The 11,525-nt window shown below is 42.4% G+C and carries 12 protein-coding genes and 3 pseudogenes; 13 read left to right on the top strand and 2 right to left on the bottom strand.

Annotated features, from left to right (window positions below; all coding sequences use genetic code 11):
- Positions 1–93: 93 nt before the first annotated feature.
- From AB4263_RS22565 to AB4263_RS22540, 6 genes and pseudogenes are all read left to right on the top strand, one after another.
- Positions 94–414, top strand: a pseudogene (locus tag AB4263_RS22565) (lytic transglycosylase domain-containing protein); the annotation flags it as partial.
- 329 nt (positions 415–743) lie between these two features.
- Positions 744–2,111, top strand: coding sequence for a PAS domain S-box protein (locus AB4263_RS22560; RefSeq protein WP_102333035.1), 1,368 nt, complete (start codon positions 744–746; stop codon positions 2,109–2,111).
- A gap of 21 nt (positions 2,112–2,132) precedes the next feature.
- Positions 2,133–2,903, top strand: a pseudogene (locus AB4263_RS22555) (EAL domain-containing protein); the annotation flags it as partial.
- A 63-nt stretch (positions 2,904–2,966) separates the two neighbouring features.
- Positions 2,967–3,173 carry a hypothetical protein gene (locus AB4263_RS22550; protein WP_372050199.1) on the top strand — a complete coding sequence of 69 codons (207 nt, stop codon included), beginning with the start codon at positions 2,967–2,969 and terminating at the stop codon, positions 3,171–3,173.
- Between the two features lie 489 nt (positions 3,174–3,662).
- Positions 3,663–4,172 (top strand): hypothetical protein, encoded by a 510-nt coding sequence (locus tag AB4263_RS22545; RefSeq protein ID WP_102333038.1) that lies wholly within the window; start codon positions 3,663–3,665, stop codon positions 4,170–4,172.
- Positions 4,173–4,180: 8 nt separating this feature from the next.
- Positions 4,181–4,498, top strand: a complete 318-nt coding sequence (locus AB4263_RS22540; RefSeq protein ID WP_102333039.1) for a hypothetical protein — start codon at positions 4,181–4,183, stop codon at positions 4,496–4,498.
- Positions 4,499–4,797: 299 nt separating this feature from the next.
- Here AB4263_RS22540 and AB4263_RS22535 read toward each other — a convergent pair whose 3' ends face one another.
- The gene (locus AB4263_RS22535) at positions 4,798–4,947 is read right to left on the bottom strand and encodes a hypothetical protein (RefSeq protein ID WP_154724059.1); all 150 of its coding nucleotides are present in this window, start codon (positions 4,945–4,947) and stop codon (positions 4,798–4,800) included.
- A 108-nt stretch (positions 4,948–5,055) separates the two neighbouring features.
- On the opposite strand from AB4263_RS22535, the gene radC reads away from it, so the two are divergent.
- The 5 genes from radC (at position 5,056) to AB4263_RS22510 (ending at position 9,835) form a co-directional block, all read left to right on the top strand.
- A complete protein-coding gene (gene radC / locus AB4263_RS22530) occupies positions 5,056–5,541 on the top strand; it encodes a DNA repair protein RadC (RefSeq protein WP_102333040.1) in 486 nt (161 codons plus the stop codon).
- A 381-nt stretch (positions 5,542–5,922) separates the two neighbouring features.
- A complete protein-coding gene (locus AB4263_RS22525; protein ID WP_102333041.1) occupies positions 5,923–7,095 on the top strand; it encodes a MerR family transcriptional regulator in 1,173 nt (390 codons plus the stop codon).
- Between the two features lie 3 nt (positions 7,096–7,098).
- On the top strand, positions 7,099–7,608 hold the full coding sequence (locus AB4263_RS22520; RefSeq protein ID WP_102333042.1) for a GNAT family N-acetyltransferase: 510 nt from the start codon (positions 7,099–7,101) through the stop codon (positions 7,606–7,608).
- Between the two features lie 16 nt (positions 7,609–7,624).
- Positions 7,625–8,497 carry an alpha/beta fold hydrolase gene (locus AB4263_RS22515; RefSeq protein ID WP_102333043.1) on the top strand — a complete coding sequence of 291 codons (873 nt, stop codon included), beginning with the start codon at positions 7,625–7,627 and terminating at the stop codon, positions 8,495–8,497.
- Between the two features lie 390 nt (positions 8,498–8,887).
- Positions 8,888–9,835, top strand: coding sequence for an Rpn family recombination-promoting nuclease/putative transposase (locus tag AB4263_RS22510; protein WP_102333044.1), 948 nt, complete (start codon positions 8,888–8,890; stop codon positions 9,833–9,835).
- Positions 9,836–9,912: 77 nt separating this feature from the next.
- On the opposite strand, the pseudogene AB4263_RS22505 reads toward AB4263_RS22510, so the two are convergent.
- Positions 9,913–10,014 (bottom strand): annotated as a pseudogene (locus AB4263_RS22505) (IS5 family transposase); the annotation flags it as partial.
- Positions 10,015–10,809: 795 nt separating this feature from the next.
- Between AB4263_RS22505 and AB4263_RS22500 the strand changes: the two are divergent.
- Together AB4263_RS22500 and AB4263_RS22495 are read left to right on the top strand one after the other, a co-directional pair.
- Positions 10,810–11,166 (top strand): hypothetical protein, encoded by a 357-nt coding sequence (locus AB4263_RS22500; protein ID WP_102333047.1) that lies wholly within the window; start codon positions 10,810–10,812, stop codon positions 11,164–11,166.
- A 38-nt stretch (positions 11,167–11,204) separates the two neighbouring features.
- Positions 11,205–11,525 (top strand): hypothetical protein (locus AB4263_RS22495; RefSeq protein WP_102333048.1); only part of this gene is annotated, 321 nt, incomplete at its 3' end.

Below are 11,525 nucleotides of genomic sequence, written 5' to 3'. Positions count from 1 at the left end.
TCGTAGTTGCACTACGATTTACTCCCTAATGAATATTGATGACGTCAATTCACGCGATATAATGGAGTTCCTTTGGACTCCATTTTTTAGCTTATGAAAAAACTAATCTTATTATTGTCGGTATTTCCAAGTGTCGGGTATTCGTTTTGTTTTGATGAAGCAGGACAACATTATAATGTTGATCCAGATTTGCTGCGATCGATAGCACAAGTTGAAAGTAGTCTTGATCCTAATGCTTATAACGAAAACCAAAATAAAAAAGGTCAAGTAACCAGTCGTGATTTTGAACTCATGCAAATTAACTCTAGTTGGTTTCCTCGACTGGCTGAATTTAATGTCAATGAAACCAATGTCTACGAACCTTGTTTTAATGTTTCATTAGGAGCGTGGGTATTAAGCTCTAACTTTGCTAGCCCAAATGTATTGAGATGCACACAAACAACTGTTTTCGCCTAGCTTTAATGAATATGAAGTTACGTCAGTGGACAGCAATAGGAGAGAAAACGTCAAGCTTATTTAACTATTTCGTGACTAATAATCGCTCATGAAAATTTGTGATAAGTATCATATTTATTTCCGTTGTTCGCTAAGATGTTTAACGCTCTATGACTGCCTTGTTTGTACTCTTCAATAATCAACCTGCCACGTTCATGAATAACACCATATCCTTAAATTAAAAGGAAAATAGTTAAAAATCTTCTATAGTTTTAAGTAGTAAACCGTTAACCACATGGGCCTCAACTATGCAGTTAGTTAAAAATGAATTTGTCCAATTTCATCAAAAAAGGGAGATTTCTTTTACGTGGCAAGTGAATACCAATAATTTAACTATCGATGCATGTGATCTACAAGAAGTCTTGGGGGTCACATGCACCGTGACTGCTATCGAACATTTTCTAGATCTGTTTTCACCTTCTAATAAAGCCCGAGTCTCTGAGATGCTCTTACAAGTAAAAAGAGGGGAGGAGCCAGATCCCATTAAAGCATTCATAGTCACGCGAGGCTCTAACGTTAACCTGAGTTTAGTATCCGTAAAAAAAATCACTGAAAATCTGATCGCAGGTATGATAATGCCTATGCTCTTGTCTCCAACTCAACAAGACTTATCGTCCTTTTTTTATCAAATATTTGAAAATCACCATCACGTTATTGTGGTGACGGACAAACACACCCGTATTGTTGCCTACAATAGTTACTTTGAGAAATCAACCGGTTATAAAGTAGAGGAGCTTCTTGGTAAAAAGACGTCTATTTTCAATGCTGGCAAGCACGGAGCACCGTTCTTTAGCAACATGTGGAAGGAAATTATCCAACACGATTATTGGAGCGGTCTCATTTTAAGTAAAGCCAAATCCGGGAACGTCAAGCCTCAAGAGCTACTCATCCAGAAGTTAGAGTCTCTAAAAGGCAACACCTATTACTTGGGGGTTACCTTAGATTTATCGAGTAAACTCTACCGCGTTGCTGGTATTGAACATGGCGGTATTGAGTTATTGACTCAACTGCCCGGTGAAGAAGAATTTTTGGCTAAGGTACAAAATGGACAGGCTGAACTAAAAGATAGCGAAGGGATGTTACTACTGTCCTTTGTACCAAAGTTTGATGAAACATTGGAGTTTGATGAAAAAAAACAACTTGCAAGCGCGCTCGCGTACCATGAAAGTGACTGTACGGCAGGCTTTATTAAAAAGACTGTGTTTACAATTGCCATCATTTATAAGCATGACAAAGCTAAACCTCACTCGCTTTCTATCTTCGAAGCGATTCGAGAACGCTTTAAGAAAATCAAAACAAGAATGGACAAAGAAGTATATCAACGAAGTATGGGAGGCACTATTGGTGTATCAGTACTTGGATTGGATGCGAATAATGCACACAAGATGATATCTCACTCTTTACAAGCGATGTATGAAAGGCATACTTCTAATAATAACATATGCTTTTATAACCGAAACCTTCATGAGAAAGTCAAACGACGCGAGGTGTTAGAAGAAATAGTGAGGTATTCGGTTAAGGCAAAGGCTATGCAGGTTTTCTTTCAACCTATTATTTCAACCAAAAGTTTTAAAGTCTGTAAACTCGAAGCATTGTGTCGATTTACAGACAGCTAAGGCGAGCACCTAGAGACTCAGGAAATGATACAGATTGCAGAAGATATGGGTCTCGTTTCTGAGTTAGATTTGGCCGTAGCAGATAAAGCCATGGAGCAACGAAATCAACTGGTTAAACTATATGGCAATGAAGTCGAGATCACCATTAATGTGTCTTTGAACTCAGATAAACCAGTGAAGTCCCTCTTCAAAGACTTGATGTCGCTTTTCAGAAAACATCGTAAGCATCTCCCTTATGTTACCGTAGAGCTCACAGAGTCAGCCTACTTTAGCAATGAAAACAAGAACAGTGATCTGCTGTTTGAGCTACGTAAAAAAGGGGTAAAGATAGCTATTGATGACTTTGGTACTGGATATTCTTCTTTCTCCTACTTGAAAGATGGTAACTTCGATGTACTTAAAATCGACCGGGATTTTATTATTAATCTCGTTTTCGGCTCTCATAATTACTACATCGTTAAAATGATTACGCAACTTGCTCATACTTTAGGAGTAGAAGTGGTGGCTGAAGGTGTTGAAAGTATTAAAGAAGTTAATATATTAAAAGACCTTAAAGTGGACTATTTACAAGGGTTTTATTTCGCAAAACCCCTACCAGTTAAACTCCTCTCAGCTGAAATCAACGATAGAGAGGAGCTCCGTGACTTGGTCGAGCCAGAAATTCAAGACGTGGTGTTATTTACTACTCCTCCTTTGTTATCTCCCACTCACACCTTAAGAGAGGTCAAAGCCTTATTTGACCGTAATTCGGTTCATGTTTTACCCGTAATCATTGATAAGCAGTGTGTGGGCGTCCTAACCAAGGAAAAATACAATCTCCATGCTACGCCCACACTCGGCACTGACCGAGAAACGATGCAAGAGTATCGTTCTTTGGATAAAGTGGTGAGTGCGATGATGGAACCATTGATTACCTGTGTTCACGAAACAATAAACGCGAGCGAAATCCATGAGAAAATTCGGAACCATATTCCTTTGCCTTGGGTTGTCATCAACGATTCTGGAGACTATGTGGGTATGATTGACACTGTTAATATGATCCATTATTTGAATGCACAATAAGTACGTTTTCGCTTTTTTATTACGCCCATTAGCTTTGATTTGATGAGTAGCCATTTTAAAGAACCTTGGCGCGGACTTAACTTCCAATATTGGTCTACATGAAACGCGAGAGTTTTGTTCACACATCTGAGCCTGTTCTCATTTTAAAGACAAACACTTTAAACGTGTCTTTATCACGATTCTTATGTTGCCTTTAGGGGCACCCTGCGGGCTAGGCCCTGACTGTCCTAAGAGCCTTAGCGCCTTGTCGTTCCCTCCTCGTTGATCTCTCTGTCTTTGAATAAGTTCGAATAAGGGCTTGTTTTCTTTTGCGCTGATTTCTTTCACTCGCCTCACTTTCGGGCTCGCGGGCTGTTAACCGTCTCTCCCCACAACCTGTTTTTCAAGGGAGGCTTCGCCGCTGCGCGCCCTTGCAAAGCAGAACGATATTGAGAGAGCGGACAGCCAAGCGGCTCCGAAAAGTGATACTCAAACAGAAAGGAAACTCTCATGGCGCAACAAAACTCAACCCCAACTCTCCCTAATTCAAATTCATCGACCAGCGTTTCGCCGCTGGGGCACGAAAGCTCACCAAAAAATGATATCTCTAGTCCTTTGGCGGTATTGAAGTTGCGCTATCAAATCAAAAAGTGTCGTGATGAGACGAAAAGAAAGTCTGATTTTCTTTCCAAAATCCAGCGTTTGAAAATGTTCAGTCGTCGTCAGTCGCCAGAGCAACTGGCTGATATCGCCGCGTTAAAAGACCAAGGGTTCGTTGACGCTATCAAGCAGCAGTTTCCGCAATTGGTGTCACGTCGTTTTGCTTTCCATGAAATCCGTGACTTTTTCATCGAATTAAATGGCGCTGGCTTTGGGGAATGGTTTCTTCATGAGCGAGCGGATCACATCATTCTGTACACCACTTACGGGTCTGTGTTTCCAGCGTTGCGCTTTGTGACCACTGGGGAGGGTACGTTTAAGTGCTCAGGGTTTTGTTTTGATGTGCGTTTTGGGGCTTAGGGGGTCATATGGTTGTTCGTTCTACAGTATCCGCTGACATTTCCATGCACGTGATTTGGGTGAATTCAACTGACTTTGAATCCACGGTTAAGGCTGTCAAAATTCATGAGATTTTGGTGAATGAGTTTGGGTATACCGACTCGTTAATACTAGAGGAAGGCAACCGAGGGAAGGGGGTGAGTATCAGTGTGTGTGATAACACTACCACCATTAAGCAGATGCGAGAAGACTACGCCTACGCAAAAAAAGCAGAAAGGACGATAGAAACCACCTCCGAGCATCGCGAGTCGGCAAAGGCTTTACTCTCTTCTCTGTATGACGACTGAAGTCTGCTTATTGTGTAACGTCACAAACACTCATAAGAGAAGGTCATTAGTGTGTCTGGATTTTGTTTCGATATTCTAGCCGTTAGCGGCATTCAAACGGGTTATGTTTTTCGACGAGCAACGCCTTGTTCGGTCTTGCCTTAAGTGACAAAGGTTATCGAGTGTGCGTGTTGAGGCCCTTTTGTGACAAATATGAGCGCGGCGTCGGAGGGGGAGTCCTTGGTTGAGGGGGATGCGAACATTCGGTGTGTTATTACCCAGTTAAGTAAACCGGGAAAAACGCTTGTCACGAGCCGGCATTAATATCGAGTGGCGTAAGTCGAGTAACCAGCAGGGCGCCCTCTTGGTGGGGAAGGGGCCTTTCTAACTGGGCGACGTGCTTTGGGCTGAGGTACTGGCTTAGGCTGTCCTTTTGGCTTGTTGTCGCGACTTCCTTTAAACCGTCCCATTTGAGAACCCTCGCGCCAGGGAGGCTTCGCCGCTGCGCGCCCTTGCGCTACAGAACCTGCAACTGGGTACGGACAGTCAGACGCTCACCAAGACCGAAAGGAAATATCATGTCAGCACGTGTTCAATACTCAAATGTTTCGTTATTCACATCAGAAGAAAAGGGCATCCTTGACCAGGCCGCAAGCATTCTCAAATCCAAACTGTTTATTTCAGAACAAACGCCATTAACCTCGCCTGAATTGGTGAAATCGTTCTGCCAAACGTCCTTGGCCGCTTGTGAGTCTGAAGTGTTTGGGATTATCTTCCTCGATAATCAACATCGAGTGTTGCGCACCAAAGAGATGTTCTACGGTACCGTTAATGCCGCTTCGGTCTATCCGCGTGAAGTCGTGAAAGCGTCGCTGGCCACGAACGCGAGTGCGGTTATTCTCTATCATAACCACCCAAGTGGCGACGCCACCCCAAGTCAAGCTGACCGACGCATTACCCGTCAACTGACGGATGCGTTGGCATTGGTTGATATCCGAGTACTGGACCACTTTGTGGTTTCATTTGAGTGTGTGGTGTCTTTTTCTGAGCGAGGCTGGATTTAAAAAAGCGGCTTATGGCCGCTGATTGAAATAGGGTAGGAGACTACCCTTCAACACATTTTTGGATAAAGATGTTTTACGATCTTCGGGCAGAATCTACCCTTCAGATAACTTTTCATGTCCCAAAACGTCAACGACCACCGTATATAGCGGTGATTTATTTGCAAGGAAATGGACAGTTCCTTCCGTTGCGCAACAAGAATTCCAAGTGAGTGTGTGCGTATAAATGCCGATTTCATGCAAAATTAAGCTGGTATGGTGATTCTGACCGCTATTCGAAACCATTCTGAATACCAAGATTATTTTCAAGTTTCTGCCAAAATAAATGTTGACCTGTCTAAAGCTTCATAGTTTATAGTTCGCTCATAGATGAGAGGAAACCCCATGTACCGTATTTCTGAATTGGCACAAAAAGTTGGATTGAGCCGCTCCACTTTGCTCTACTACGAGAAGCTTGGTTTGATTTCAGCCAAACGACAAAGCAATGGGTATCGCTGCTATACAGACAAAGATGTTCAACGTGTAAAACTATTACAGCAACTACAAGCTGGCGGACTAACCCTAAAAGAGTGCCAAGCATGCTTAAAGGCTCAAATCGACAGAGAGCTGCTACTCCATAGGCTTAATGTATTGGATGAAGAAATCGCCCAAAAACAAAAAGCAAGAGAGCTTCTTTCCTCAATGCTTGGCATGAACTCTATGAAGGAGTGGCACCAGTCAATGGAAAAAGAAGCTCCGTCAGCACATCTAGAATGGTTAATGAAACAAGGCTTCAGTGAAAAGAATGCCTTGAGGCTAAAGTGGATTTCGAAAGATATGAATGAACATGAACAATACATGGCTGATTTTGAAGCTATTTTTCAAGGGTTAGATCGGCTGGGGCCTGGTGATGAAGGTGACTCTCTCAAAGCATTACGCTCTTTACCTATTAGGTCGGGCGATGCGCTAGAAATTGGCTGTGGAAAAGGAGTCACAACCACTTTGCTGGCAAAAAATTCAGCCTTCAATTTAACGGCACTCGATAACGATGAGTACTGCCTAAGCTGCCTTAAAGAGAAGGTTAAAGACCATTCTCTTGAACATCGAGTAACAACGATTTGTGACAGCATGACAGCGATGCCATTTGATCGGGGGCAATTTGATGTGCTCTGGTCAGAAGGCAGTGCTTATATCATGGGAGTCAAGCAGGCACTCAAAGGTTGGAAACCATTTCTTAAGAGTAATGGCTACTTAGTTATTAGTGACTTGGTTTGGCTGACCGATAACCCAGATGCCGAAGCCATAGAGTTTTGGCAACAAAACTATCCAGACATGGCGACGAGCGAGCAACGAATCAAAGAGATGATGAAAGCAGGCTATGAGGTTATAGAGAGCTTTACACAGAGTGAACAGTCGTGGCGCAACTATCTGGATCCATTGAGTCAAAAGATCACTCAGGTCGAAGATGAAGATTTTTCTTCTAATACACTCAATGATTTACGCAAAGAACTACAGATACACGAGCAATACTCAGGTCAATATGGTTACCAAGTATTTGTACTAAAAAACAAAGGTTAAAACATGAAAATTAGAGCTGAAAATCACTCAGACATTACAGAAATTGAAACACTTATTTATCGAGCGTTTGAGAACCATCCACACCATGAACCAGGTGCTAAACCAACAGAACACTTGATCGTCAATAAACTACGTGATGCAAAAGTATTATCACTATCTCTAGTTTGTGAAGATCAAACTGGCATCATTGGTCATATTGCCTTTTCACCGATTCTTATTAATGGCGAGGAGTCTGTTTGGTATGGCTTAGGCCCAGTATCAGTGATGCCAGAGCGTCAAGGTGAAGGTATCGGTGGTGCACTTATTCGTGAAGGGTTATCACAACTTAAAACACAAGGTATTGAGGGTGTAGTGTTACTCGGCGAACCAAAATATTATGGCCGATTTGGCTTTGAGTCACAGCCAAACCTTACATTTCCAGGTGTCCCATCAGAGTATTTCCTAGCTATATCGCTAGCCAACAATATTCCGACTGGCGAAGTTGCTTATCACTCTGCTTTCTTTAACAACTAAGAAGTAAAGAGAAATTATGAAACGTTTTATTCTGACCGTTACATTTCTGCTATGCATGTCATTAAATGGCGCGAATGCTTTAGAGAATAACCCAGCATCTAAATTTGGTATTGCTATATCAAATGACGCTGAAAAAATTGCATATAGCGTTAACGGGAGTGGCAAAACATCACTAATATTTATTCACGGTTGGAGTCTGGATAGCAGGCTCTGGCAAAATCAAATCGGTTATTTTTCAGAAGAATACCAAGTTATTACTATTGATTTAGCTGGTCATGGAAATTCGTCATTCAATCGTGAAGAGTACACCATGGTCTCTTTCGCAAATGATATTAAAGCAGTCATTGAGAAAGAAGGTATAGATTCTGCCATCTTGGTTGGACACTCTATGGGTGGTGGAGTCATCGCAGAAGCTGCGAAGTTAATGCCGAACAAAGTTATTGGCGTTATTGGTGTTGATACCTCACAAAATGTGGCATTAAAGTTCTCACAAGATGATCTTGACCTGATGACGAAGCCTTTTGAAGACGATTTTCAAAGCGGAATTGCGGCATTTGTAAAAGACTCATTACCGAAGAGCGTAGAACCAGAGTTACTCTATTGGGTTAAAGAAGATATGGCGTCAGCCCCTAAAGATATCGCGATTAATCAGTTTCGTAATTATTTAGGCCAATATGTAAGTGGTGAGTCATATCGCGTCTATGAGAGTATCAACGTGCCAGTTGTGCTAGTGAACGCTCGATTATGGCCAACTAACTCAGCAGAAAACAAGAAACATATCAAAGATTACAGCATTTATTACATTGAGGAATCTGGACATTTTCCGATGCTAGAAAAACCTCATGAGTTCAACAAGATCCTTTTTGAAGCTGTTAAGTCTGTTAAGTAGTTTGATCAATTAGGTTAGTTCCTACCGACTTCAAGTTACTTTTCTTTACCTGAACTGCATGAGTTAGAGTGAATTCTCTAACTCATTTTTCTATTTCTGGCATATGACTTCAAGCAGTTTTGCATAACTATGCACTCTAAACATTTGGATACGAAGATACCCTTTCTGCACAGTTCTGGGAGTTTTCGTGCATCGCTCGTTTACTCTCTGCCACGCGGGGGAACCTGTAAGTTTAGGGTTAAAATGTATCGGCTGAAAATCTCATCAACTCATAAAGGGGCAAAGATCACTTAGAGTAAATGAACTAAATTGATGTGTAGAAAGAAACCAACGTGGTGCAGAATTTTTATCCTAGTACTGATTTGACTTATTTAGTGTTAAGGTAACGGTATGAAAAAGACCACGCCAACGCCACATGATGCGCTCTTTAAGCAGTTTCTCACTCATCCTGAAACCGCTAAGGACTTATTGGATATTCACCTACCTGCTGAGCTGCGTGAAATCTGTGATTTGACGACCTTAAAGCTCGAATCAGGCAGCTTTATTGAAGAAAGTTTACGGCCTTATTATTCGGATGTTCTTTATTCTCTCACAACGTCTCAGGGGGAAGGGTACGTCTACGCGTTAATCGAGCACCAGAGTCGACCAGATAAACACATGGCGTTCAGACTGATGCGTTACGCTATCGCTGCCATGCAACAGCATATTGAAGCGGGTCATGAGCACTTACCCTTGGTGATACCTTTGCAGTTTTACCATGGCCAAGTCTCGCCCTACCCATATGAAATGAATTGGTTAAAAGGGTTTGCTAACCCTAAGATGGCTAAGGCTCTCTATACTCAAGATTTTCCATTGGTCGATGTTACGGTCATCTCCGATGATGAGATAATGCAGCATCGCCGCATCGCGTTACTTGAGCTTGTACAAAAGCACGCAAGGCATCGTGATATCATGGATTTCTTTGAGCCTCTGGTCACATTGCTCTTAACCGATTACACTACAGATAAGCAAGTACAGTCATTGATGAGCTACCTACTCCAAGTGGGTGAAACGAATAACCTAGAAGCGTTAATTACGTCACTGGTCTCATCAGTACCGAAACACGAGGAAACACTTATGACTATTGCAGAACAATTGCGCCAACAAGGCGAGCAACGTGGCCGCCAAGAAGGGCGCCAAGAAGGGCGCCAAGAAGGTATACAATTAGGTGAGGAAAAAGGTCGCCAAGAAGCACTCAAGGAGATGGCGCGTAAGATGCTGCTTAATGGTCTAGATCAACAAACCATTATGGATGTCACGGGATTGAATACAGACGAACTAGCACAACTTTCTCATTAGCCGCTCAAGCATAAAGGGTTGTGTTGATAAAATCTGCCTGGAGACAAAGCTACATCGTTTATGGCTAACCGTGGGCTTCTAACTGGCATACCTAGAGCTATAATTTTGTTCATAGTTTTGACATTTACTATCATTTCACCTATTTGAGCGTTGTAATATATCAAACTCGCTTTAGCGCTTTTCCGCTTCATTTATTGAGTAACTCTCTTCCCAACGCCTTGCATTCTTTCGAGGTGCTCTCAATGAGGTAAACCTTTCTTTTTCAGAACCTCATGGCGCAACAAAACTGACTTCCACACTCATGGTTTCGAGTATATCGACATGAACAGCTAAGTGTCGCTTTTGCTATGTTCTGCGTTTCTTTGCATCAATCTTTTTCACTTTCCACTTTCCACTTTTCACTCTCCCTGACCAAAAAGGTGGGGGCTAATTGAGTTAATGGCTAGACGGCGAACAGCCCTTTAGATTTATTGCTATATTTGACTTGAACCGCCTTCGAACGCTTACCTTTGAAGATTGAGTACGGACGGTTCTTTTTCTAACGCCAATCAACCTATAAAGTACGTATTAAACTTAAATATTGGGCGTTCTCCCTTCGGTTGGCTCATTCCGTCGCTTCACCCCTCTCGCGATAACTTATGCCACTGATATCGATTAAGCTCGATGTGACATCAAGTGCCTGCGAACAATCATCCAACGCCTCCGCTACTGCGTAGCTGCGCTTCGTCGTGCCTCCTTATTGCCTTTCACTGGCTTCAATTAAGGTCGAGTAAGGGCTTGTTTTCTTATGTGCCGATTTTCCTTTCGACTCGCATCTCTTGATGGTGCTCGCAGGCTGTTCACCATCCTCAATCAGAACCTTCTCTACAAGGGTAAATAAACGCTGCGCGCCCCTGCAGAGAAGAACCCTGTTTGAGGTCTGGTCAGCCAAGCGGCTCCATAAAAGTGATACTCAAACAGAAAGGAAACTCCTCATGGCACAACAAAACTCAACCCCAACTCTCTCTACATTGATGCTCAGCGACCAGCATTTCGCCGCTGGGCACGAAAGCTCACCAAAAAATGATATCTCTTTACTGCGTATTCCTCAGCGTACAGAGGAATACGCGCCCGGCTTTTTTCTTACGCCGTGTAGCGACATTACCTTAGCTGAACTCAAAATCGCGGGATTTACTCCGCGTGATTCTAAGTTCTACTCATCCACTCTGGCTGAGGTTGAGAAGAGTATCTTACACCACTTTAAAATAGGGGACTTAATTGACAATTTTATTGTGAAGGATGTATCAACCCCTTCGAGATCCCTCTTTTCGTTTCACCCTTGCCAGTTTTAATTACTGGGATATTTTTGTATTAACGTAAGGAGTAAGTCATGAAATATCTCTCTCACTATATTCAAGCCAAACAAACGCAAGCATTTAATGAGGCGGGGGCGTTCTTTGCTTTTTCTAATAAGCAGTTCGATGAAGCAAAAAAAGAGGGCGTGAAATATGCGTCGTTAGGTATGGGTTTAATTTGCCCTGTTGATAATGTGAAGCAATTAATGACCCGTTTAGATTCTATTGCTCAAGAAGGGATCGCCGAAGACATCGAAGAGAATGGTAAAAAAGCGATCATTCGCCGTGAGCTATTCAATCACGAGTGTTTCTATACCAATGACATTTGTGATTGTATCGAAAAGCTCGAAGGGTAT

It is taken from the genome of Vibrio sp. 10N.261.55.C5 (assembly GCF_041470505.1).
Classification (GTDB): Bacteria; Pseudomonadota; Gammaproteobacteria; order Enterobacterales; family Vibrionaceae; genus Vibrio; species Vibrio crassostreae_C.
The sequence above is the reverse complement of the archived record's forward strand: the minus strand, read 5'-3'. Positions and strand labels throughout refer to the sequence as shown.

Excerpts from the sequence above, each read along its gene's own strand:
- AB4263_RS22520 (WP_102333042.1), top strand. The coding sequence starts at position 7,099 with ATGAAAATTAGAGCTGAAAATCACTCAGACATTACAGAAATTGAAACA.
- radC (WP_102333040.1), top strand. The coding sequence starts at position 5,056 with ATGTCAGCACGTGTTCAATACTCAAATGTTTCGTTATTCACATCAGAA.
- AB4263_RS22545 (WP_102333038.1), top strand. The coding sequence starts at position 3,663 with ATGGCGCAACAAAACTCAACCCCAACTCTCCCTAATTCAAATTCATCG.
- AB4263_RS22515 (WP_102333043.1), top strand. The coding sequence starts at position 7,625 with ATGAAACGTTTTATTCTGACCGTTACATTTCTGCTATGCATGTCATTA.
- AB4263_RS22540 (WP_102333039.1), top strand. The coding sequence starts at position 4,181 with ATGGTTGTTCGTTCTACAGTATCCGCTGACATTTCCATGCACGTGATT.
- AB4263_RS22525 (WP_102333041.1), top strand. The coding sequence starts at position 5,923 with ATGTACCGTATTTCTGAATTGGCACAAAAAGTTGGATTGAGCCGCTCC.
- AB4263_RS22550 (WP_372050199.1), top strand. The coding sequence starts at position 2,967 with ATGCAAGAGTATCGTTCTTTGGATAAAGTGGTGAGTGCGATGATGGAA.
- AB4263_RS22535 (WP_154724059.1), bottom strand. The coding sequence starts at position 4,947 with ATGGGACGGTTTAAAGGAAGTCGCGACAACAAGCCAAAAGGACAGCCT.
- AB4263_RS22510 (WP_102333044.1), top strand. The coding sequence starts at position 8,888 with ATGAAAAAGACCACGCCAACGCCACATGATGCGCTCTTTAAGCAGTTT.
- AB4263_RS22500 (WP_102333047.1), top strand. The coding sequence starts at position 10,810 with ATGGCACAACAAAACTCAACCCCAACTCTCTCTACATTGATGCTCAGC.
- AB4263_RS22560 (WP_102333035.1), top strand. The coding sequence starts at position 744 with ATGCAGTTAGTTAAAAATGAATTTGTCCAATTTCATCAAAAAAGGGAG.